The organism is Marinoscillum luteum (assembly GCF_044005705.1).
Taxonomy (GTDB): domain Bacteria; phylum Bacteroidota; class Bacteroidia; order Cytophagales; family Cyclobacteriaceae; genus Marinoscillum; species Marinoscillum luteum.
The window spans coordinates 56055-80017 of the sequence record NZ_JBIPKE010000008.1 but is presented as its reverse complement, the minus strand read 5'-3'; the positions used below and the strand labels follow the sequence as shown (position 1 = coordinate 80017).

19 protein-coding genes are annotated in these 23963 nt (G+C 45.4%); 5 read left to right on the top strand and 14 right to left on the bottom strand.

Annotated elements, in window-relative coordinates; translation table 11 throughout:
* Positions 1 to 91: 91 nt before the first annotated feature.
* The 12 genes from ACHKAR_RS01230 to ACHKAR_RS01175 all read right to left on the bottom strand — a co-directional run bounded on the left by ACHKAR_RS01230 (position 92) and on the right by ACHKAR_RS01175 (position 12694).
* Complete coding sequence (locus ACHKAR_RS01230) at positions 92 to 655, bottom strand: DUF502 domain-containing protein (protein ID WP_159584688.1); 564 nt, start codon at positions 653 to 655, stop codon at positions 92 to 94.
* An 82-nt stretch (positions 656 to 737) separates the two neighbouring features.
* Positions 738 to 1349 (bottom strand): NADH:ubiquinone reductase (Na(+)-transporting) subunit E, encoded by a 612-nt coding sequence (gene nqrE / locus ACHKAR_RS01225; RefSeq protein ID WP_159584689.1) that lies wholly within the window; start codon positions 1347 to 1349, stop codon positions 738 to 740.
* A gap of 13 nt (positions 1350 to 1362) precedes the next feature.
* Positions 1363 to 2043, bottom strand: coding sequence for an NADH:ubiquinone reductase (Na(+)-transporting) subunit D (locus ACHKAR_RS01220; RefSeq protein WP_159584690.1), 681 nt, complete (start codon positions 2041 to 2043; stop codon positions 1363 to 1365).
* Between the two features lie 19 nt (positions 2044 to 2062).
* Positions 2063 to 2770, bottom strand: coding sequence for an NADH:ubiquinone reductase (Na(+)-transporting) subunit C (gene nqrC / locus ACHKAR_RS01215; protein ID WP_395415835.1), 708 nt, complete (start codon positions 2768 to 2770; stop codon positions 2063 to 2065).
* A gap of 40 nt (positions 2771 to 2810) precedes the next feature.
* Positions 2811 to 4001 (bottom strand): NADH:ubiquinone reductase (Na(+)-transporting) subunit B, encoded by a 1191-nt coding sequence (locus tag ACHKAR_RS01210; protein ID WP_395415834.1) that lies wholly within the window; start codon positions 3999 to 4001, stop codon positions 2811 to 2813.
* 8 nt (positions 4002 to 4009) lie between these two features.
* Positions 4010 to 5374, bottom strand: coding sequence for a Na(+)-translocating NADH-quinone reductase subunit A (locus ACHKAR_RS01205; protein WP_395415833.1), 1365 nt, complete (start codon positions 5372 to 5374; stop codon positions 4010 to 4012).
* A gap of 111 nt (positions 5375 to 5485) precedes the next feature.
* Positions 5486 to 6382 (bottom strand): 4-hydroxy-3-methylbut-2-enyl diphosphate reductase, encoded by an 897-nt coding sequence (locus ACHKAR_RS01200; protein WP_395415832.1) that lies wholly within the window; start codon positions 6380 to 6382, stop codon positions 5486 to 5488.
* Complete coding sequence (gene cmk, locus ACHKAR_RS01195) at positions 6372 to 7037, bottom strand: (d)CMP kinase (RefSeq protein WP_395415831.1); 666 nt, start codon at positions 7035 to 7037, stop codon at positions 6372 to 6374. Before cmk ends, ACHKAR_RS01200 begins: the two co-directional genes overlap by 11 nt.
* 148 nt (positions 7038 to 7185) lie before the next feature.
* Positions 7186 to 8058, bottom strand: a complete 873-nt coding sequence (fabD, locus tag ACHKAR_RS01190; RefSeq protein WP_395415830.1) for an ACP S-malonyltransferase — start codon at positions 8056 to 8058, stop codon at positions 7186 to 7188.
* A gap of 51 nt (positions 8059 to 8109) precedes the next feature.
* Positions 8110 to 8550: a thiol-disulfide oxidoreductase DCC family protein gene (locus ACHKAR_RS01185; protein ID WP_395415829.1), complete on the bottom strand. Its 441-nt coding sequence runs from the start codon at positions 8548 to 8550 to the stop codon at positions 8110 to 8112.
* Positions 8514 to 11387 carry a T9SS type B sorting domain-containing protein gene (locus ACHKAR_RS01180; RefSeq protein WP_395415828.1) on the bottom strand — a complete coding sequence of 958 codons (2874 nt, stop codon included), beginning with the start codon at positions 11385 to 11387 and terminating at the stop codon, positions 8514 to 8516. Before ACHKAR_RS01180 ends, ACHKAR_RS01185 begins: the two co-directional genes overlap by 37 nt.
* A gap of 5 nt (positions 11388 to 11392) precedes the next feature.
* Positions 11393 to 12694, bottom strand: coding sequence for a T9SS type A sorting domain-containing protein (locus ACHKAR_RS01175; RefSeq protein ID WP_395415827.1), 1302 nt, complete (start codon positions 12692 to 12694; stop codon positions 11393 to 11395).
* Between the two features lie 205 nt (positions 12695 to 12899).
* Here ACHKAR_RS01175 and ACHKAR_RS01170 point away from each other — a divergent pair, with 205 nt between their 5' ends.
* The 4 genes from ACHKAR_RS01170 to ACHKAR_RS01155 all read left to right on the top strand — a co-directional run bounded on the left by ACHKAR_RS01170 (position 12900) and on the right by ACHKAR_RS01155 (position 19173).
* The gene (locus ACHKAR_RS01170; RefSeq protein WP_395415826.1) at positions 12900 to 13565 is read left to right on the top strand and encodes a succinate dehydrogenase cytochrome b subunit; all 666 of its coding nucleotides are present in this window, start codon (positions 12900 to 12902) and stop codon (positions 13563 to 13565) included.
* Positions 13566 to 13572: 7 nt separating this feature from the next.
* A complete protein-coding gene (locus ACHKAR_RS01165; protein WP_159584701.1) occupies positions 13573 to 15582 on the top strand; it encodes a fumarate reductase/succinate dehydrogenase flavoprotein subunit in 2010 nt (669 codons plus the stop codon).
* Between the two features lie 38 nt (positions 15583 to 15620).
* Positions 15621 to 16364 (top strand): succinate dehydrogenase/fumarate reductase iron-sulfur subunit, encoded by a 744-nt coding sequence (locus ACHKAR_RS01160; RefSeq protein ID WP_159584702.1) that lies wholly within the window; start codon positions 15621 to 15623, stop codon positions 16362 to 16364.
* A gap of 94 nt (positions 16365 to 16458) precedes the next feature.
* Complete coding sequence (locus tag ACHKAR_RS01155; RefSeq protein WP_395415825.1) at positions 16459 to 19173, top strand: hypothetical protein; 2715 nt, start codon at positions 16459 to 16461, stop codon at positions 19171 to 19173.
* Here ACHKAR_RS01155 and ACHKAR_RS01150 read toward each other — a convergent pair.
* Positions 19170 to 20576: an MATE family efflux transporter gene (locus ACHKAR_RS01150; RefSeq protein WP_395415824.1), complete on the bottom strand. Its 1407-nt coding sequence runs from the start codon at positions 20574 to 20576 to the stop codon at positions 19170 to 19172. The two genes, ACHKAR_RS01155 and ACHKAR_RS01150, sit on opposite strands and share 4 nt — an antisense overlap.
* A 330-nt stretch (positions 20577 to 20906) precedes the next feature.
* On the opposite strand from ACHKAR_RS01150, the gene ACHKAR_RS01145 reads away from it, so the two are divergent.
* Positions 20907 to 21902: a hypothetical protein gene (locus ACHKAR_RS01145; protein WP_395415823.1), complete on the top strand. Its 996-nt coding sequence runs from the start codon at positions 20907 to 20909 to the stop codon at positions 21900 to 21902.
* Here ACHKAR_RS01145 and ACHKAR_RS01140 read toward each other — a convergent pair.
* Positions 21899 to 23941 carry a M3 family metallopeptidase gene (locus ACHKAR_RS01140; protein WP_395415822.1) on the bottom strand — a complete coding sequence of 681 codons (2043 nt, stop codon included), beginning with the start codon at positions 23939 to 23941 and terminating at the stop codon, positions 21899 to 21901. The genes ACHKAR_RS01145 and ACHKAR_RS01140 overlap by 4 nt on opposite strands.
* Between the last annotated feature and the right edge of the window lie 22 nt (positions 23942 to 23963).

The following is a 23963-nucleotide window of genomic DNA, read 5'->3' as shown; positions in this document are numbered from 1 at the left end:
CTCGTATCTAATTCTTAAGACAAAATTATCAACTATTAATAACCAATAGCAAGCTTAAAAGGAGTTATTTTTATTTTAATCACCAAATATTTTATGGCTTTCTTTTGATTGCACCAGATACTCCACCTGACACAATGTACTTCATAAGCTCAGTATTGCTGCCTTCAAGGGTCATTAGCCTCGACTTATCCACGATGAAAACATTGCCGGAAAAGTTATACGAATGTGGTAGGTAAACGGTTACCATCCCGGGCAGGCCAATTTCAGATAAATCTTTCTGGGTGATAAAGCCAGGCTTATAGAGCATGCCATGCTCGTCAAAAGGGACCAACACAGGCGTATCAAATTTCTTTTTGTCCCCCACAAAAGCCGTTACCAGATCATTAATGGCCGTGTAGAGAAAGCTCACAATCGGAATTTTCTTTAGGATATCATTGAAAAGGTCAAAAAATGGCTTGGCAAAAAGTGTATTGGCGAGGTAGCCGATAAAGGCGGTCACAAATAGCACCGTGATCATGCCCAGTCCGGGAATACTGATGGGAAGCAAACTATCAGTCCACTTCACCATCTCTACGATGATGTAAACAGTCAAGCTAACTGGCGTAACCAGCAACAAGCCTCTCAGGAAATACCTTAGTAATGATTGAATGTACATAGCTGCTTTTTAGGGATGAAGTTAAAACAAAAAAGGCTTTGTCGCATTCGACAAAGCCTTTTGAATTTCTTAAATGAATCTCTTAAAGAGCGATACCAATGAACGACTTGAAGGCCAATCCCATCAAACCAGTGATGAGCATCGTGATTCCCAAACCTTTCAATCCATCGGGCACACTTGAATATTTCAACTTTTCGCGAATGGCTGCCAATGCAATAATGGCCAAAAACCAACCTAGCCCTGAACCAAAACCGTAGGCAGTGGCCTGAGCGATGGTGTAATCTCTCTGTACCATAAACAACGAAGCTCCAAGAATGGCGCAGTTTACAGCGATCAACGGAAGGAAAATACCCAGTGATCCGTAAAGCGATGGAGAAAACTTCTCGATTACCATTTCTACCAACTGTACCATAGAGGCGATTACAGCGATAAACATGATGAACTGAAGGAATGTCAAATCCACCGTAGCAAAATCAGAACCCAACCAGGCTAAAGCACCTTCCTTGAGGACATATTCTTGCAAAAGCCAGTTAACAGGAACTGTAATCGTCAAAACAAAAATCACAGCCAATCCAAGACCAAAGGCCGTAGAAACTTTCTTAGAAACCGCCAGAAATGAACACATGCCCAAAAAGTAGGCAAAGATCATGTTGTCAATGAAAGTGGCTTTGAGTGCTATATTAAAAATTTCCATGATGTCTTTTAGCTTAGTGTTCTACGTAACCTGTTTTTGATCTCTGGACCCAAATAAGAATTCCCAATACCATAAAGGCGCCTATGGAATCCACCATGAGACCATTTGTTGGGAAATTTGGAAGTCCAATCGCCTCAAACACTTTAAAATCGAAGATCGAACCTGATCCAAAGAGTTCCCTGAAGAAGGCTACTACCAGGATGATCCAGGCATAACCAAATCCACTTCCCAAACCATCCAGAATAGAATCATAAGGTTTGTTGGCCATGGCAAATGCTTCCAACCTACCCATCACGATACAGTTGGTGATAATCAGTCCAACAAAGGCTCCGAGTACCTTATACATATCAAAATAATAAGCTTTCAGTACCTCACTCACCAAAGTTACGAGCGTCGCAATGATCGCCAGCTGAACTATGATCCTGACCCGCCCGGGAATCAGGTTTCTCATAAGTGATATGATCAGGTTAGAAAAAACTATAACAGATACCACTGCGATAGACATCACCAATGTGGGTTCCATTTTGATGGTAATGGCCAGGGCTGAACAAATACCCAATACCTGAATGGTGATCGGATTATCTTCGTTCAAGGGATCCGACACAATTCGTCTTCTTCTTTTTGAAAAAAGCGCTTCGGCAGGCTGTTTTACTTCCTCTTTTACTTCTGGTGCTTCTAATGCTTCAGTACTCATAATTTGAGTTATTTGAAAATTAATTAACTGCTACGCTACTTCCGTTAGCCTTTACTTTTTTAATATATCCCTGATAACAAGTGAGGTAATTAACCATCATCTCATTTACACCCTTCCCTGTCAAAGTGGCTCCCGACATTCCATCCACCTCATGCGCAGTGAGGTTGGGATTACCCTCCCCCTTCACCATTTTCACAGAAACCAGTTCATCATTATCATTATAAAGTTCCTTCCCTTCGAAACGCTTTTGTACTACATCACTTGTGATCCTGGCACCAAGTCCCGGAGTTTCCTGCTTATGATCAAAGGCCACACCACGGATGGTGTTCAAGTCGCTGCCCACAGCCAGATAACCGGAAATCCAATCCCACAGCCCTGAGCCAAACATCGGAAAGATGTACGCCTCTACTTTGGATGGATCCTGATCATTCATGAACTTAAATACGGGATATAAACGATCCTCTGCTGCAAAGCGATAGTTCTTCTGAATGCTCACTTTCTCTGCCACCACAGGGTTTCCTTTGGCATCCTGAGTCACCACATCCCCATTATAATTCACAACCAGGGATTGCACCTTTTGATCATAGAGGGCAAGCAGCTCGTTGGGTTCTTTGATGGATGAGATATCCATTACCGCTCCCAAAATCTTCTTCTTGGTATCCAGTTCTACCTGTTTATCCTGAGCAGGCTTAAGTCCTACGGAGGCAAGTGACAGCAGACCGCCCAAAACTACTGTTAGGACAATCGAAAATAAGATGATGTATGTATTAGACCGTTGCACGTTTTAATCTTCGTTTTTTGTTAGCATCTACTACGTAATAATCAATAAGTGGAGCGAAAACGTTCATAAACAGAATCGCCAGCATGATTCCCTCAGGATAAGCCGGATTCACCACTCTGATGAGCACTGTAAGTAATCCAATCAGGAAACCATAAATCCATTTGCCTACTTCAGTCTGTGCAGCAGATACAGGATCTGTTGCCATAAACACCGCTCCAAAGGCCAAACCGCCGATCACCAAATGGTACTCTGCGGGAAGTTGCATGTATGAGTTAGATCCTACAAGATTGAATACTACTCCCATGAAATAAGCTCCACCAAATACACTGGCGATGATTTTCCAGCTACCCACACCAGTTCCAATCAGAATCACCGCTCCGATCAGACACATTAAGGTAGAAGTTTCCCCGATAGATCCCGGGATCAGTCCCATAAATAGATTCCAGAAGGAATACATCCCGTCATACCAATGTGCAGACATGTCTGCCATCATATTGGTACCATTAGAAACGGCTGTAGCTCCATAAGCCAAAACTGTAGCTCCACTGTAAGCATCCACTGGCTGCTTATCTCCAAAGTAAGTCCATACCTCGCCTGAAATATTAGATGGGTAAGCGAAATAAAGGAAAGCTCGTGCTGTCAGTGCCACATTCAGGATATTCATCCCGGTGCCACCGAAGGCCTCCTTGCCGATCACCACCGCAAAAATGGTGGCCAGGGCTACCTGCCATAAAGGAATGGTAGGAGGCATGATCAAGGCAATGAGCATACCGGTAACCAGATAACCCTCACTAATCGGGTGATTTCTGATTACACAAAAGGTAAACTCAGTAAGCAACCCTACTGAATAGGAAACGATAAGAATAGGAACTACCGCAATAGCTCCAATCAAGAGTTTATCCAATAAAACAGCATCCTCTCCCACAGAAATGAAATGCTGATGTCCAACATTCCACATACCGAATAACAGTGCGGGAATCATAGCAATCACCACAGTGATCATGATACGCTTCAAATCCACAGCATCCTTAATCTGTGTGCCTTTATTGCCAGTGGTGAGGTCAGGTGCAAATGCGATGGTACGATGCCCTTCGTACAAAGTGTAGAATTTCTCCCACTTTCCGCCCTTCTCAAAATTTGGCTTTAGTTTATCAAACAGGTTTTGTAATGGCTTCATGTTTATGATTAGCTATTTTTTATCATTTCTATACCCTCCCTCAAAATCTTCTGTATCTCATTCTTAGAAGGATCTATGAACTCACACAGGGCCACATCCTCTTCTATCAGTTCGAAGATTCCAAGTGCCTCCATGTCATCATAATCCTCCGAGATAATCGCCTTGAAAAGATAAGTAGGTAAGATGTCCATCGGAAGGACTTTCTCAAACTCTCCGGAAACCACAAATGGACGATCTTCTCCGTGTGTATTGGTGTCAACCGTGTATTCTTTTCCTCTGTTCAGGAATGAGAGTAGACCGATTGCTTTATGAAAGCTCAGTTTTTTGGTAGATGGCTTGATCCATCCCAAAAACTCTTCATAGTCTCCTTCAGGAATAACTGTGACCTGGTTATGATAATACCCGAGATAACCTGCCTTACCACAATTCTCACCTGTCAAAGGATTCCCTGCAATAAATCGCAAATGACCAGTAGGTACTTCGCTACCAAATAATTTTTCGAGCATCACACCAGAGTAAGTCTTTACATATCCGGGGTTTTTCACCTCAGAGCCTGTGACTGCCACGAGTTTAGATGCGTCGTATTTTCCTTCTAAGAACAGCTGGCCAATTTGAGCCACTCCGTACGGAGCCACTGTCCACACAATGTCTTTTTTGCTAATAGGATCCAGGTGATGAATCTGCACACCTACGTTTCCAGCAGGGTGAGGCCCTGAAAACTTATTCAGTTCTACACCGTTGGCCTGAGCGAAAACCTGAGGAACTTCAGCTTGCCCATTGATATTGAGGTGCACCTTACCGAGTGTCAATTTCCTGAGAACATCCAGCCCTGCCTGAAAGAATTTTTCTTTGTCGCCCAACTGGAAAGCCACGTCAGGCGCCAGTGGATTGGTATCAAATGCCGAAATGAAGATCGCTTTGGGAGTATCCTCAGCATTGGCTACGATTCCGAATGGTCTCTGGATGATATTTGGCCATACCCCACCTGCCTGCATTTGCTCGAGGGCCTCCTCTTTAGACAAATTAGCCAGATCAGAAGTTGAGAAAGTCTTGAACTTCTCAAAAACCACTTCTTTGTCTGCCAGTATCTTTATCTCCAGTAGTTTTCTCTTTTCTCCGCGCTTAATTTCTACTACTTCACCACTTACAGGAGAGCAGTACTTCACACCTTCCGACATTTTATCGTATAGCATGGCTGTACCTGCCTTCACAGTATCTCCTTCTTTGACCAAAAGTTTTGGTCTGGACATGTTGATGAAATCGGTAGGTTTTAAAGCGTAAGTTTCTGAATGAGAAGACTCTGAGATTTTCTTTTCCGGTTTTCCGGCCAGGTTAATATCAAAACCTTTTTTTAGCTTTATCGTTTTCGACATTTTGTATAGTTGCGATCTACTTGAAAATCTGAGCAAAAATACAAAAAAAATGTTCAAATGAAATGTTTGGCAGCATCAATAGAAAACTGTTTTTCCACATCAGGAAAAGAGTCAGACTCCTGCCAACTGAGGCTCCTGCGCCTGTAAGAAATCCGCTACTTTTTCCATCAACCAGCGGGGCGTAGAAGTGGCTCCACAAATACCCACCCGATCCTCCTGACGAATCCAATCCAGGTCGATCTCAGTTTCATTTTCTATGAAGTAACTCCGGGTATTATTTTCCAGACATACATTATATAAAGCTCGGCCATTCGAACTCTTCTTTCCGGAAACAAAAAGCACAACATCATGCTTATGGGAAAACTCCACCATTTTGGGCTCTCTGTTCGAAACCTGACGGCAGATGCTGTCATTGGCGTTAAAGTCCTCTACTGTGAACTCACCCTTTTCTTTTTTAATACGCTCCTCTATCTGCTCCTTGATGTGATAAAAGCCCTTGGTGCTTTTGGTGGTCTGACTGTACAGTGTGACTGGTCTGGAAAAATCAATCTGATCCAAATCCTCCTCTGAGGTGATAATAATCGCCTCATCATTGGTTTGTCCAGTCAGCCCGATCACTTCGGCATGTCCCGGCTTGCCGTAGATGACCACCTGACCATTGCTGGTCACGGCTTTATCGTAGGAGTGCTTAATTCTGTTTTGAAGTTTCAATACCACCGGACAGGAGGCATCAATCAGTTCAATGTTGTTTTTCAGAGCTGTTTCATAAGTCTCTGGTGGCTCACCATGTGCCCGGATCAGCACCTTACAGTCATGCAACTCCTCCAGTTCTTCTCTGGTAATGGTTCTCAAACCCTTGGCGTACAAGCGCTCTACTTCCATGGCATTGTGCACGATATCCCCCAGACAATAGAGTTCCTGCCCGCCTTCCATTTCGTCTTCGGCCATTTGTATGGCAAACTCAACTCCGAAACAATACCCTGAATGTGGATCTATCTCAACTTGCATGGATTTTCTCTTTGGCTAGGGATACAATTTTATGAACCTGATCGGCAAAAGTCAAATTTGAGGTATCTATTTCTACCGCATCCTCTGCCTTCCGCAGGGGGGATTCAGACCTTGTGGAATCAATTTCATCACGCTGTGATAAATTATTTTCGATCACATTAAGTTCCTCAATGATGCCCTTTTCTGCTAATTCGCTCTGGCGTCGCTCCGCCCTAATCCGGGTATTGGCTGTCATAAACACCTTAAGTTCAGCATCCGGAAACACCACCGTACCAATATCCCTTCCGTCCATCACGATCCCTTTGCCCTTTCCTATTTTCTGTTGCTGGGCCACCATGGCATGTCTCACCACAGCGATAGTGCTTACCGCACTCACATGCTCATTGACCCGCATGGTGCGAATTTCATTTGATACGTCCTGACCATTCAGCAACACATGACCTTCCTCAAAGCGAATATCCAGCGTATCCAAAGCATGCTCAACCTGGCTCGCATCATCCAAAGAAACGTCTTGCTCCAGAAAATAGAGTGTGGTGGCCCTGTACATCGCGCCACTATCTATATAGGTATAGCCCAGCTCACCGGCTACTTTTTTAGCGGTAGAGCTTTTTCCTGTACCCGAAAAGCCATCTATGGCAATGGTAATCTTATGCATCAACAGTCTTTGATTGGGCAAGGTATCGGCTTCCCTTTTTTGATTTGTCTGCTTTTATCTATTGAGTTTGAGGGGCCTTTTCGGCACCCTCCCACGATCAAAAGCAAGGCAATAGAAATCATTAGTGATATGGAACGGAGGTGGCGCATCAGATGCTGGCAGTCTCTACTCCCGAATCTATTTTCTTGATCAATCCCTGTAGCACTTTTCCAGGACCACATTCCACAAATGACGTGGCTCCGTCTGCTATCATGGCATTCACACTCTGTGTCCACCTAACTGGTGCAGTAAGCTGAGAAACCAGATTGGACTTGATCTCCATGATGTCAATATGCCCCTTGGCATCCACATTCTGATAAACAGGACACTTGGGTGCGCCAAAAGCCGTAGTTTCAATGGCTGCCGCCAGTTCTTCACGTGCAGGTTCCATCAAAGGTGAATGGAAGGCACCCCCTACCGGCAAAATCAACGCTCTTTTTGCGCCAGCGGCTTTAAGTTGCTCGCAGGCCATTTCCACACCCTTGATAGAGCCTGAGATAACCAGCTGACCCGGGCAATTGTAATTGGCTGCAACCACCACCTCATCGATGCCTGCACAAATCTCTTCTACTACCTCGTCCGCCAACCCCAAAACTGCGGCCATCGTGGACTCCTGCAGCTCACAGGCCTTTTGCATGGCCATCGCTCGCTTAGACACCAATGTGAGGCCGTCCTCAAAACTCAGCGCGCCATTGGCCACAAGTGCTGAAAACTCCCCGAGGGAATGACCGGCCACCATATCTGGCTGGAAAGCATCGGAAATCAAAGCGGTAACCACACTGTGTAAAAAAATGGCCGGTTGCGTCACTTTGGTCTGCTTGAGCTCATCGGCCGTACCCTCAAACATGATCGTTGAAAGTTTGAAACCTAAAACATCATCAGCCTGATCAAAGAGTTGCTTAGCCTTAGGGCTGCTATCGTACAAATCCTTCCCCATACCAGGAAACTGTGCTCCCTGTCCAGGGAATACAAATGACTTCATATGTTACGTTTTGAGTTGATTGGTTATTTAAGCGGGCAAAGCTACGAAACATCAGTAAGAATCGAGAAATCTTTCCTTCAAATCGGGCGTAGGCACCCGGCATGTTTCCCGCTTTCCAAACCACCGATAGCGGTTTTTGGCAATCCAGTCATAAATGAAATCTCTGATAAACTTCGGAATGATTTTAAAAACCAGGAGCAGGCGCCATGGACCTCCCAAAAGCCTGGCTATCTCCAGCGCCGCATCGCTTTTATGATATAATCGGCCCTCTTTCAGTAGAAGTATGCTCTGAAGCAAAGATGGATCCACCTGATATTGGTCTAATTTCCCTTTGGCAAAGTCGGACTGAAGGGAAGCAAAATGAAATTGCTTGTCCGTATCCCGGTCTATTACAAAATTCACTGCAGAATTACAGAGATTACACACCCCGTCAAAAAAGATAATGGGAGTATCTGCTACTTCAGAATTTGCAACCAACCGTTCAGCGTCCATTTGGTGTCTTTAGGGTTTAGCACATCCACAGTGACTTCAGCTACATAATAGTAAACCCCTGCGGGGAGTTCCTGTCCCCATTTGTTTTTCCCATCCCAATTAATGTAAATCCCTTCCGGGTTTTCAAATGAATTGTAGACATACAGCTCCGATCCTGATCGGTCAAAAACCCTGAAATCTACCTGAAGGACAAACCTGGGGCAATCTGCATCGTTGAAACTGGCAATGTTGAGTCCTTTTTTATAAAGTGGACTGAAAACATCATTGATGCCATCATTATTGGGAGTGAAAACATTCGGCAGTTTATAGACCGGACAGTTGTCATTGCAGATTTCCTCTGTCAGCTCACTCTCATTACCAGACCTGTCTACAGCTGAGATCCTGTAGCAACCTTTCAGGGAGGTAAGATCCGTATGATCAAACCGTGTATCCGACGGGGTAGCAATGATTGAATAGTCTTCTTCGCGACCACTCGGCGTGAAGTACACATTGTAGAAGGAAATATCATCATCACAATCCGGATTTTCGTCAGATGTCCAGCTCAGACTCTGAGTATAGTTATTAGAGCCGCAGGGTTGACTGGCCAACATACTCGCACAATCCATCTGATCAGCAATGGTCACTACCGGAGGTGAACAGGGCGGAATGGTATCGTTGGGCTGGCCACATCCTATTTGGGAGCGATTGATCAAGGGTTCTGGAAGCAAAGGATTGAAGTAAGAGCCCTGAGCAGTTACTGCATAGCAGTATTCTATGTCTTCATCGAGCACCTCTCCATTAAAATCACCATTGTCCAGGTAGTAAAAGCCTTCGGATGTAACATCCACAGAATCTATCAGCACCATTTGATCCGGATCCGTACTTATTACCTGATCCCTATAGATATAATGGTATGGATAATCCTGAACCGTATTGGACCAGGGTACCGATGCAGCCCAGTTGAGCTCAATTGACTTCAACAATGGCCTCAGGGCCAACCGCACACTGCTGGCTGTGGCCGATGAGTCCACCAGCACACCCCCGGCATCATAAAAGCGTACAAAATAATGGTAAGCATTTGCGAATGTATTGAGGCCAATATCAGTAAACACCGTATCGGTAATACCTGATGCTATTAGCTGATAAGGCTTGGTAGCCGAGGGGTTCAAACCCTCTGCACGGAAAATATCATATTTATAGTCAGGAGGGTACAGTACCTGGTCTATCTGATATGGCGGAGCCCAGCGGACCAAAATCCTTCCTTCCGTTTCACTGGTAGTGAGCACGTCCACATTGGTGATGGCTGGTGCATCAATGACAATGCTATCGCATACTTCCTCGGACACATAGCTCTCGCCACCACCCGGCAAGGGGAAAGTAGCGACTAACCTATAGCAATATTTCGCGCCGGGAGCCAGGCCTTTCCCATCGTTGTTATCCAGGTATTCTGTAATCGGATTCTGAGTGTCAGGGTCCAGCATGGGGATTTCATCAATCAGTCTGTAACCCGAATTAGCAGGCATCCCTACATTACACTCGTCAGCCTCTATTTCAAACTCCCCCACTCTCCTCCATATCTGCATAGATTCGGCATTCACACAATTATATTTATCCCACTTCAGCCTGATGGATTTTCCTGTTTGAAGACTCGACTCCAGGCCTTTCGGAGAAGGACCCACTACAGTGATCATTAGGGTTTCAAAATTCACTAACCTGGGCCCTACATCGGGATTATCGGTGACCTTGAACTGCACCTCATAGGGTCGCACGCGTACATGCCCACACTCTGTTTCCCACTCAAACGACAAAAAACCTGGTGGGCCCTGAAAGGTGGCAGGATCTGGCTTGTAAGTGGCTGAGGTGCCATTCACCTCAAAAGGACCTCCATAGGCCTCAAGCTTCACCTGCTGTCCATCAGGATCAGTACCCTGAATAATCTCGCTGACAGTCTCTCCAGCTTCTACGCACAAATCCTCCGGCACTTCCAGTTCTGGGCGTTCATTATCTGTTTTCTTCACTATGATTTGCATATCTCGGGTCACATACCCAAGCTTAAACCACTGCCCCGCCACTTGCCGCCATTCTTCTATGACAAAGGCCACATTGTATTCGGCCACATCTCCCTGATTCAGCACGTCGCCCGGAGCATCCCACTCCAGGTCTCCCCGCACCGGGTCCATTGTCAGTTTAGCGAAATCATTCAGCGCTTCATTGCCCTGATTGGGGATGGTGTAAAATTCGGGAGCATTCATAACACGATAGTTATTCACCTCGGCACCACGGGCCTGCTTAGGGATTACAAATTTGTACGAAAGGCTGTCTCCGTCCGGATCAAAGGCTCCGGGGTTATGAATAAATTTGGCACCCACTGCGGCAAAGTCTATAGGGGGCACTAAAAGCACAGGCGTGTTATTCAAACCGAAAAAAGGGTCGATCACAATCATGGACTCCACATAAAACGTGGTATTCACTGAATTATCCATGTTAATGATTCCCTCATTGCGAAACTTCTCTTCATAACTCACCACGTAGGAGTTGGCAGCCTGGTAGGTATGCACCACTTTGAACTGCACCATTTCTATTTCATTGTCGATAGGCGTCTCCACAATATTGAAACCCCGCTCCTGAATTTCGCTATCGCCAAACCGAAAAATACCATCCCCGAAATGAATGACCGATCCGGAATCCCGATATCCGGTGAAAGTAAATTCATAGGTCAACGTGAGATTGTTGATTCGCTTGGCGGTGATTTCACCTGCACGAATGTGAGTGGCATAAGCACTACTGATGCTCAAACCCAACAGGATGAGCCAGCAAGCTATTTTGATAACGAAAGGATTAACCGTGCTATTCTTCATTCAAATCATTCAACAATTAGCAACTTTTTCACCCCAATCAAACGATCAAAACCATCGAAAAATTGGATAACATAAGTTCCAGGCTGCAAATTACCTTGATGGCTTAAAGATACTAAAGGATTTTGGACCATTTCTGCATAAATCTGTTTGCCCGATAGGGTAATGATTTTATAATAGGAAAGGTTGCCTGATCTGTCGTTTATTTTAAAATCTCCATCTGAGGGATTGGGATACACAGAAATATCTTCCGAATGGGGTGAAACACCAGTCACTACATTTCTGATCGCTGTAAATGACTCACAATCCTGACTGTAAAAAACATTCCTACTCTGGACATAACCTTGGGAGTGGACCCTGATGTGCCCATAATCGTAGCTTTTTGTGGATGGCATCAGATCAAAATAAAAAATGGTGTCTTTATGAATAGATAGGTCATTCAGGGAAGCAGAAGTACTCCCATCCAACAACTGATAAAAAGGCAGGTTCACTTCCAGAGAACATAGGTCTACCTGCAGCACCTCTAAGTAAAACTCCTCCGCATCACACACTGAAAGCACGCCTTCTAAAGTTGGGTGATCCAGTGAAGAAGCGATGACTTCAACATTAAAATCCAAAATCGTCTGACTCAGTGTAAACCAACTTCCCTCCTGCTCTCTCATCTCCTGCACCTGAATGGCAAATGTATACAGTGGCTCATGTCCAGAGGGATGATCCCCTACATCCCATAACATATTACCGGTAAAAGGGTCCATCGCTGCTCCTGCAAAATGATAACCGGAAACTGGCATATCCCTCCCTTTCCTCGGTGTAACCAAACTAAAGACCAGCAAATCCCCATCTGCATCATTCATTTGTAAGGCCTGAGCAAACCTTCCCGCGTTGGCAGCCAGCAATAAATGCGATGCATCAAAAGCTGGAAAAGAGTTTTGAAAAAACGGATCGATCAAAAAAGTAGTCTCTATATAAAAACTTTCATTGCCAGAGTTATTGACATTCATCACTCCCTCAGTCCGGTGGTTCTCCACATAACTCACCCTGTAAGCTCCGGGAGCAGCGTAGGTATGTGACACCTCAAAGGCAACCAAATCATGATGATCTGATATCGACTTGCGATTCACTTCCACCTCCGCACTATTGACTGCTCCGTCACCGAAAGACAAAACTCCGCTCCCAAAGTGGACAGAGGAAGCTGCGTCACTAAAACCACAGACACTGAATGTGACAGTAGTACCTTCCACCTTTTTGATACTGATGTACCCACCAGCAATGTGCGTAGCACCTGCCGTATACGCTATCACAGACAGCATAAAAGCAATAAATATTTTTCTTGATTCTTCAAACATCTCAGATAAACACAGGGTTCGCCATTCAAAACAGTTAAATTAGAGAATAACCCCTAACTGAACTTAAACTAAGTTATTTAGACAGATTCAAAATAAGGCCGTAGATTGTTTGGGTGGAACTTGGGGACTACCTTTGAATCCGACATAAATTAGAAATTCAGATAATCATATGAGTTGGTTTTCCAATACCTTTTCGAGTACCATAGGCAGAAAGTTTGCTATGGCCCTTTCGGCAATATTCCTGGTCTTATTCCTGCTAATGCACCTGACGACCAACATGCTTTCGGTTATCAGTGCAGATGCCTTTAATGAGGCCTCCCATTTCATGGGTACCAATCCGGTGGTGCAATTTCTGCTTCAGCCGGTATTGATCTTTGCTGTTGTGTTTCACTTTGTGATGGGGTTTGTGCTGGAAGCAAAAAACAGAGCATCTCGTCCCATGAAGTATGCTAAAAAAGACACTGGAAATGCGACATGGATGTCTCAAAACATGATCTACAGTGGGCTGGTAATACTGGCTTTTCTGGCTCTCCATTTCATCGATTTCTGGATTCCGGAGATCAATTACAAATATGTGGCTCAGTTGCCTGAAGTAACAGACCGCTACTATGGCGAAATGGTACACAAGTTTCAGAGTCCACTAAGAGTCGGTGCCTATGTGATTTCCTTTGTACTGCTAGCCCTTCACTTGCTGCATGGTTTTCAGTCATCGCTTCAGTCCATGGGGATCAACAACAAGTTTACCCCGGCCATCAAAAAATTCACTCAGGCTTATGCCATCGTTATCCCAATGGGATTCGTTTTGATCGCTCTTTATCACTTTATCAATCACTAATCAAGTCATGCAAATAGGTTCTAATTTCCCCTCTCAACTACCAGAAGGCCCACTTGCAGATAAGTGGACAAATTATAAAAATCATATCAACCTGGTTAACCCCGCCAACAAACGCCTTATCGACGTTATCGTTGTTGGAAGCGGACTGGCAGGAGGTTCAGCCTCAGCCACCCTTGCAGAGCTTGGGTATAACGTAAAGACATTTTGCTTTCAGGATTCCCCCAGAAGGGCTCACTCCATTGCAGCTCAGGGTGGTATCAACGCAGCTAAGAATTACCAGGGTGATGGTGACTCTACCTACAGATTATTTTACGATACTGTAAAGGGTGGAGATTACCGCTCTCGTGAGGCCAACGTTTACAGACTGGCCGAAGTTTCTGCCAATATCATTGACCAATGTGTAGCTCAGGGAGTACCCTTTGCCCGTGATTATGGTGGGCTACTGGATAACCGATCATTTGGAGGAGTACTGGTGTCGAGAACATTCTATGCGAAAGGTCAGACGGGTCAGCAGCTCCTACTGGGTGCATACTCGGCCATGAACAGGCAGATAGCCCGTGGGAAAATAAAGATGTACAACCGCCATGAGATGCTGGAACTGGTCATGGTAGACGGAAAAGCACGCGGTATCATCGCCCGTGATCTGGTAACAGGTGAAATAGAAAGGCACTCTGCTCACGCTGTAGTGATTGCTTCCGGTGGATATGGTAACGTATTTTTCCTCTCCACCAACGCCATGGGCAGCAACGTGTCAGCCACCTGGAAAATTCACAAGAAAGGTGCCTGGTTTGCTAACCCATGTTATACCCAAATTCACCCTACCTGTATCCCGGTATCCGGTGATCACCAATCCAAACTGACCCTCATGTCTGAATCATTGAGGAATGACGGCAGAATATGGGTACCCAAAAAGAAAGAAGATGTAGAAGCCATTCGGGCCGGAAAGCTGAAAGCTAAAGACCTGCCTGAGGAAGACCGGGACTATTATCTGGAAAGAAGATATCCCGCCTTTGGTAACCTCGTGCCTCGTGATGTGGCCTCAAGAGCTGCCAAAGAAAGGTGTGATGCCGGATTTGGCGTGAATGCCACCGGAGAAGCCGTATACCTGGACTTTGCTGCAGCCATAGAGCGGTATGGCAAAGAGCAGGCTCACCTGAAAGGACTCGATGAAAATGACAAAAAAGTGGTGACCGACCTGGGCAAGGAAGTGATCAAGTCTAAGTACGGCAATCTTTTCCAGATGTATGAGAAGATCGTAGATGACAATCCATACGAGATGCCCATGATGATCTACCCAGCGGTGCACTACACCATGGGTGGTACCTGGGTGGATTACAACCTGATGTCCACCATCCCGGGCTGTTATGTGATAGGTGAGGCCAACTTCTCAGATCACGGAGCAAACAGACTGGGAGCTTCAGCTCTGATGCAGGGGCTTGCTGATGGATATTTCGTATTGCCCTATACCATAGGAGACTACTTGTCCAATGACATCAGAACAGGGAAAATCCCAACAGATACCCCTGAGTTTGACGAAGCAGAGAAAAGCGTACGGGATCAGTTGGAGAGGCTCATCAACAACAAGGGTACTAAATCAGTCGATTACTTCCACAAGAAGCTGGGCAAAGTAATGTGGGACAAAGTAGGTATGGCCAGAAATGCTCAGGGGTTGAAAGAGGCCATGGTTGAAATCAAAGAAATCCGGGAGGCCTTCTGGAAGGATGTGAAAATACCGGGTACGCTCAACGAATACAATGAAGAGCTGGCCAAAGCCGGACGAGTAGCTGATTTCCTGGAATTGGGTGAATTGTTTGCCAAAGACGCCTTACACCGTGAGGAATCTTGTGGTGGGCACTTCAGAGAAGAACACCAAACTCCAGAGGGAGAGGCTAAAAGAAACCCTGAATTTCAATATGCTGCTGCCTGGGAATATAAAGGCGAACCCGGAGATGCTGTCCTTCACAAAGAAGAGTTGAAATACGAAAACATCGAAGTAAAAGAAAGAAGTTACAAGTAATAGCCGCAAGGCACTTTACGGAAAATAAATACCGAATTATGGACCTTAAACTAAAAATTTGGCGTCAGAAAAACGCCGGCGATAAAGGGAAGATTGTCAACTATGACATCAAGGATGTGTCCCCTGATATGTCATTCCTGGAAATGCTTGATGTTCTCAATGATGAGCTTATCGGCAAAGGAGACGATCCCGTAGCCTTCGATCATGATTGCAGGGAAGGCATTTGCGGTGCTTGCTCGCTTCAGATCAACGGAAAACCGCATGGTCCGGACTCAGCCATCACCACCTGCCAGCTCCACATGAGAAAATTCAAAGATGGAGACACCGTGTACATCGAACCATTCAGAGCCAAGGCTTTCCCGGTGATCAAGGATTTGATCGTGGACAGAAGCTCTTTTGACAGAATACAGCATGCTGGTGGGTATATTTCGGTGAACACCTCGGGAAACACTCAGGATGCCAATTCCATTCCGATCAATAAGGAAGATGCTGACAATGCATTTGATGCAGCTACTTGTATCGGCTGTGGTGCCTGTGTAGCAGCATGCAAAAACGCATCTGCGATGCTCTTTGTCTCTGCCAAAGTCTCCCAATTTGCCCTGCTGCCTCAGGGACAGGTGGAGCGTAAGATGAGGGCTGAGAAAATGGTGGCACAAATGGATGAAGAAGGCTTCGGCGCTTGTACCAATACTGGTGCATGTGCGGCAGAATGCCCCAAGGAAATTAGCCTGACCAACATAGCCAGGCTGAACCGGGAGTTTCTCTCCTCCAGTTTCACCTAAAACTAAAAATTCAAACCCCGATATCCTCGGGGTTTTTTATTGCGTTTAAATTCAAATGATTCCTTAGTATCTTCGTGCTAAAATCAGCGATCTGTTGAAGCGGTTTCTCCTTTTCTTATCAATTGTATTACTCCTGGGTGCCGGATATTTCACTTATGACAAATGGGTGAAAAACGCTGACCTCACCCTGTGGTCTTTTGTGCCGGGCACTTCCGTTCTGGTCTATGAGATCTCTACACCACTGGTTTCACTGGAGGAAATCAAGCAAACAAGCATCTGGAAAAACCTCAGCTACCTCCAGGAAGTCGAGAACATCGACAAAAACATAGACCTGCTGGACAGCCTGGCTGGCAAGGGAAATTTCCGAAATTTCTTTACAGAGAATCCATTGCTGATTTCCCTCAATATTACCTCCAGTAAGTCATTTGACTTTCTCTTTGTGGTAGAGATTCAAAACCTCTCGCAGCAAACTTTCATTAGCAAAGCTCAGGCCCATTTCCAGGATGCCAACTACGTGAAGCGCACGAGAGAATACGAAGGGTTTACCATCACCGAACTGGTGGGTGATGGCCCCGACAATAGTTTTACTTACATTTTTTACAAGAACTACTTCATCGGAAGTTTCTCCGCATTTCTGGTGGAAGATGCTATCCGTACAGTCTCCTATGAGGAAACCACGGGATTTGATCAGAAAAATCCAGAGCTGAAACGCCTCACTAAACTCGAAAGAGATCATGGTAACATCTACCTAAACATAGAAAGGGTTCCAGCGCTCATCAATATCTTCACTCAAGATCCCACCAACCTGGATTTGGGTAAATCGGCTTTTCTGGATCTCAAAGTGGGAGATAAAACTGCCAACCTTACCGGCTTTTCTTTTGTAGATCAGCCAACCCAGTTTCTGAGTAATTTCCGCACTTCTTCCGGAGCAGAATTTGACATTGCCAATATCATTCCCATTGAAGCATCCTGGTTTTACCACTTCAGTACAAAGGATCCTGCTGCATTGGGCACGTCTCTCCAGCAGTATTATCAAGCCACCGCACCTGATGTTCTAAAATACCAAGCCAAACTCCTGAAGGACGCAGACTTTGATGTGAACTACACCTTCAACCTGATGGATGAAGAAATAGGGTTGATCACGATGGAATCAGCCGCTACCGGCGAACATCACCAACTTCTGATTTTGGAAGTGAACGACATGGGTGAAGCCCTTGAGTTTTTCAACTCAGCAGGCGAGCGACATATGCTCACCACCGGGGATACACTGTATCACGAGCAATACGGTAATTATGAGATCCGTAAACTTCCCGTTGCCAACTTTCCTTATGCCCTATTGGGTAACCTGGCGCGAGGTTTTGAAGATTCCTATTACCTCCAGTATCGCAATAATCTGGTGTTTAGCAACAACCTTCAACAGCTCAAAAATTTCACCATCTCCATAGAAAATGAGGGCACATGGACCAAGTCCCTTCGGATCAGTCACTTTCTGGATCAAACCAACAAAGAGGCCAGTTTCAGCTTGTTTGTGAATACACCAAGAGCGTGGAATCAGCTATTAAGTGGCCTGAAGCCATCGTGGAAAGACTATCTCGCTGAGCATCAGTTTTCCTTTAAAAACCTGGAGTTTCTGGCTTTTCAGTTCAGCACAGTGGATGATAAATTTTACACCAACCTCACCATTTATCAGCCAAACCTGCCAAACAGAAGTATACCCGAACGCATCAAAACATTGAGGTCTATCACCCTTCCTGATTTTATCAAAACCAAACCCTGGCTTGTTACCAACCACAATAACAAACTCAAAGAAGTATTTGTGCAGGATACTGCTAATAATGTGTACCTCATTGGTTCCGATTTTTCGGTCATCTGGGATAAGTCCATCTCAGCACCCATCATCAGTGATGTAAGGCAAATTGATTATTATAAAAATGGAAAACTACAGTACATTTTCGCCACGAAGGAGGCCGTATATATACTGGATCGCACAGGGGCTTACCTCCCCGAATTTCCTAAAAAACTTGCTCAAATAAAGGAAATAGAGTATTTCGGCATCATTGATTATGACAATACGAAAAATTACCGGTATGCCATCACTGATGACAAAGGCCTGATGTACCTCACCGACAAAGACCTGAAACCCCTGCCAGGCTGGAGTCCTAAAAACTTCGAAAAACCCCTCGTACAAGCACCATTGCATCGGAGGATAGATGGGAAAGATGTGATCATTGCTATCCGTAAAGATGGTAAGCTCTTCGTCCTCAACCGAAAAGGTGACAACTATGCCGGCTTCCCCCTCGAGACCAACTCGGAAATATCCGACGACCTGTTTGTGAGCAGTGCCAACAGCCTCGATAAATCCACGATTACCCTGCTGACCACCAGTGGTGAGTTAATGGAAATCGGCCTGAAAGGCCGACTTACCCGGCGGGAGCAATTGTACAAGCCCGGTGCAAAAACCGATTTTCAGATCATTGAGGACGTGACCGGCGATGCTTACGTTATTTTGCGCAGAACAGAAAATAGTTATGAGGTACTTGATGAAAATGGTCTGGTTTTATTTGAGAAAAACTATTTCTCCAATACTCCACTTCATCATCAGTACTATCATTTGGGAGCTGGTACAGAATTCATTGTTTTTGTGGACCCGGGTGGATCCTACCTCTATCTCTATGACCGAGAGGGCCAATTGCTCACCGGGAGGCCACTTACGGCTACCCAGCCTATTTCGGTCATGCAGTATGAAAATGAGTTCCAGATCTACCGTGCTGTAGACAGAAACCTGGAACTCATCTCTGTGTCATTCTAAACCATCATGGTTTTCCACTTGCCCCTGCGAAAGAGCATGATACTGATGACTGCCTGCAAAGAGTGGCAAAATGCAATGGTAAAAAAGACTCCATTTGCCTGCCAGTCCAGATACACTGATAGCCAATAGGCCAGCGGGATTTGTATCACCCAAAAGACAAAGAAATTGACAATCAAAGGGGTTCTGGTATCCCCAGCGCCGTTAAACGCCTGGCTTATCACCATCCCGTAAGCGAAAAACACATACCCAAAGCAGATGATCTGCAAAGCGGATACAGCGATCTTTACTACCCCCGGTTGCACGGTGAAAATGCCTATTATGGGCTCTGCGGCCAAATAGAACACCACAGACACTAACCCCAGGAAGATCATATTGTAAAAAGCCGTCTTCCACACTGACTCCTCAGCCCTATCGGGAGCTGAAGCTCCAAGGTTTTGCCCCACCAGAGTTGCTGCAGCATTGGACATACCCCATGAAGGTAAAATCGTAAATACAATCACCCTAAAGGCAATGGTATACCCCGCCAGCGCCTCGGCACCAAATAAGGACATTACCTTCACAAGGAAAATCCAACTGGCAGACTCAATCAGAAACTGGCCCATTCCGCCTAGTGAAATCTTCAGGAGCTCCACTACGGTTTTGAACCTGATCACCACATTGGCCCAACCAATCTTGATAATACCTCGCCTATTCATCAGGTGATACACCTGATAAAGCACACCTATTGATCTTCCTAATGTAGTAGCAATGGCAGCTCCCTCCACTCCATAAGCCGGCACGGGTCCCCATCCGAAAATCAACAGTGGATCCAGGATCAAATTGAGCCCATTGGCCAGCCACAGTGCCCTCATGGCGATGGCAGCATCCCCGGCGCCACGAAATATAGCGTTATTCAAAAAAAGCAGGAAGATACTCAGGTTACCTGCCAGCATAATCTGGGTAAAACCCAATCCCTCAGCGATCAGATCTGGCTTCCCTCCCATTAGGACCAGGATATCTTCAGCGAAGATATATCCTACACACCCTAACAAGGCACCAATGATGACCGCCAGAAAAATAGATTGAAACCCGGCATCACTTGCCTTTTTGAACTTCTTTTCGCCGACCCGGCGTGCCACAATGGCCGTAGTGGCCATACTCAATCCGATGGCCACAGAATAGATGATCATCAGTACAGACTCGGTGAGTCCCACTGTTGCCACGGCATTGACACTCACCCGCGACACGAAAAAAACATCCGCTACTGCAAAGAGAGATTCCATGACCATCTCTGCAATCATGGGTATTGACAATAGAAAAATGGCTCTGTTAATACTGCCAGAGGTGAATTCACTTTCTGTTCCCTTTAAGGCAGCGATAAATAATTTGAATATTCTCAGAAATTTACTGATAGCTCCAGACATGATAATACGATGTAAAAAATTGGAAAAAAATCAACCAGGGGGAAACCCCTAGGCACTGCTAAGGAATTAGCAGAATCGTGTGCGAGATATGACGGCTATCAGCTTCATAAGGATGCAAAGAAAAACATTTTTTTTCTTAAAAAACAACACTCAATTCGTCACCCTCCTATTTTTTTGATAAAAAATATCAAATTGATCATGCGATCTGCTCAAAGCTCTGCACTGCCAAGTCTCCAATTTGCGCCAAAGACGGTCTTTCATGCTACTTTATTAAGTTAAAATTCATATTTTCACCCTTAATACTTATTTTGCTTGGAATCACGGCCTCCTATGAACAAAGATTATAGTGTTTTATTGGAAAATCTTCTCGGAAGAAGATATGACGAAGCACTCCGGGAATCAATAATCTCCGAAGCCTTTGAAGAAAGTGAATACGCCGACTGCCTGAAATATGCACTGGAAGGCATGCAGGAAATTGACCCTTCCTACGCCTACAAAACCTTCCACATCACCAAGAGAATTCAGGAAAAAATCGAAAAGGCTTTCTCCGCCATTAACTTGAGCGTAGACTTTCGTTATCAGGGAGCTATTCAGACAGAAACCCATGTAGTTCTCTATGGGGGAGTGGAACTTTTAGTTTTGGCCAAACCCACTGACAACAAACCATGGAACACCGTATCGAGAATGGCAAGAGAAATCCTGGAGGTACTCTCGGGCGACCTGTCATTCAAAGAAGTAGATTATAGCAATAAGCTTGACATCAGGTTAAGAACCATGAAGCCCACATGTGAAGTGAAAATACTCCCGGCAATTTGGCTACAAAACCCCGAATACATGACCTCTAAAAGGGAAATAGACCGGGGTATCAGCGAATACAACCTGACCAAAAAAACCCGAAGAAAGTATCTCCCCTTTCTGAACATTGCCCGAATCAACTCCAAAGACACACGGTGCAATGGCGGATTGAAAAAGATGATCAGGCTACTCTGCACCCTGCAACGGGATGCTCACGAACCCATAGGCCTCAATAACTATCAGATTGGCTCTATGCTCTATGCCATTCCTGAGAAGCAACTCAAATTTAACCCTGAATACTCGCTTAGTCTGATCGGTGTGGTGTCTGCACAGCTCAACCGCATTATCACTGATAAAAATTATCGTGAGAAGCTCGTCTCACCAAGTGAAAAAGAGCTGGTTTTTGGCCCCTCTCCACTGATGAAAGAGGAAATACAAAAACTCAAAAACGAGCTGGACAGCCTTGTAGCGGATATTCAGGAGACCCTCAGAGCAGAGGGTAAAACCCTCTACAGCGAGATCAAATATTAACCCAACCCTGCGCGCTTCAGGAGCGCATCGGGTGCAGGAGCTTTCCCTCTAAATTTCTTATAAAGTGTCATCGGGTGTTCCGTACCACCCCTGCTAAGGATGTTTTCTTTGAATGATAGTGCCGTAGCCTTATCAAACACGCCCTTCTCCTGAAAAACCGAAAAGGCATCTGCATCCAAAACCTCCGCCCATTTGTAGCTATAGTATCCTGCAGCATATCCCCCTGCGAAAATGTGCCCAAACTGCACACTCATGTTAGTGTCCGGTACTGGCGGAAACAAATCGGTTGAAGCAAACGCTTCGTTCTCCACTGCCCGTACATCAGCCAGCGTCCCTGCCTTTTCAAAGGGAATGTTATGCCAGTTCATATCCAATGCGGCAAAACTCAACTGCCTCACTGTGGCATACGCCTCATGGTATGTAGCACTCTTCTTCAGTCTTTTCACATATTCTGCGGGTATCAGCTCTCCATTTTCAAAATGCTTGGCAAACAGATCCAGGCACTCTTTTTCATAACACCAGTTTTCCAAAATCTGTGAAGGCAACTCCACAAAATCCCAGTATACGTGAGTGCCTGATAAACTGGCATAGCGAGTATCTGCAAGCATACCATGCAGCGCATGTCCAAACTCATGAAAGAGGGTGGTGACCTCATCAAACTTGAGCAAGGAAGGCACATCCTCTGAGGAAGGCGTGAAATTGCACACGATAGATACATGCGGAATCACCTTCTCCCCTCCTACTTTCTTCTGATCGCGGTAAGAGGTCATCCATGCACCTCCACGTTTACCATCCCTCGGGAAAAAATCTGCAAAGAAGATCGCAACGACGGTCCCCTTGCCACCTAACACTTCATAAGCCTGAACATCAGGGTGATAGACCGGGATTTCTTCATTTCTTCGGAAAGAAATATCAAAAAGTCTTTCTGCGGTTTGAAACACTCCGGAGATGACATTTTCCAATTTAAAATAGGGCTTGGTGAGTTCATCGTCCAGATCATACTTCTTCTTTCTGAGCTTCTCTGAGTAGTAAGCCCAATCCCATCGCTGAAGCTCATGATCAGCACCCAACTCTTGCATGAAAGCACGCAGCTCTTCCACTTCTTCCTTTGCCTTGGGGAGCGCGCGCGTCATCAGGTCATTTAAGAAATCCTCAACCCTGGCAGGAGATTCAGCCATTCGTTCCTCCAGCACATACTCAGCGTAGGTACCGTACCCGAGCAACTGCGCCTTCTCGGCCCTCAGCTTGGACAGCTGCAGTACAATCTCCTGGTTGTCTCGTTCATTTCCTTTCAAGGCTTTGCACATATAGGCCTTGTAAAGCTTCTCCCGGAGTGATCGGTTGTCCGCGTATTCCATCACTGGCATGTAGCTGGGTGCCTGAAGTGTAAAGGCCCATTTCCCTTCATGCCCCTTCTGTTTTGCAGTGCTGGCAGCTCTGCTGATGACATCCTTTGGTAAGCCGGCCAGATCGTCCTTGCTTTCCACCAAATACAGGAAATCATTGGTCTCAGCCAGTAGGTTTTCACCAAACTGAAGTGAAAGCCTGGAAAGCTCGATAGAAATCTCCTTGTAACGTTCTTTTTTGGCCCCATCCAGGTCGGCGCCACTTCTCACAAAACCTTTATAGGTTTTGTCCAGCAGCATCGATTGTTCTCCATCAAGCGACAGGTGCTCACGGTTTTCGAAAACCGTCTTAATCCGCTCCCATAAGCGAGTGTTTTGTTTCACTTCATTATCAAACTCTGACAACAAGGGTGAGGCTTCACGAGCTACTCCCTGCAGCTCGTCATTGGTTTCAGCGGAGTTCAAATTGAACAGAACTGAAGTAACCCGCTCCATCAGAGCTCCGGACTTTTCCAGCGCTACTATGGTGTTTTCAAAAGTGGCTGGATCAGTAGAGCCAGCAATGTTTTCAATTTCCTCACGGGCTTCAGTAATGGCCTGTTTCAGGGCAGGCATATAGTGTTCATTCCTGATCAAATGAAAAGGTGGGACTTCAAAAGGGGTGTTGTATGCAGATAAAAAAGGATTACTCATAAATTCAGTTTGCTTTTACAAA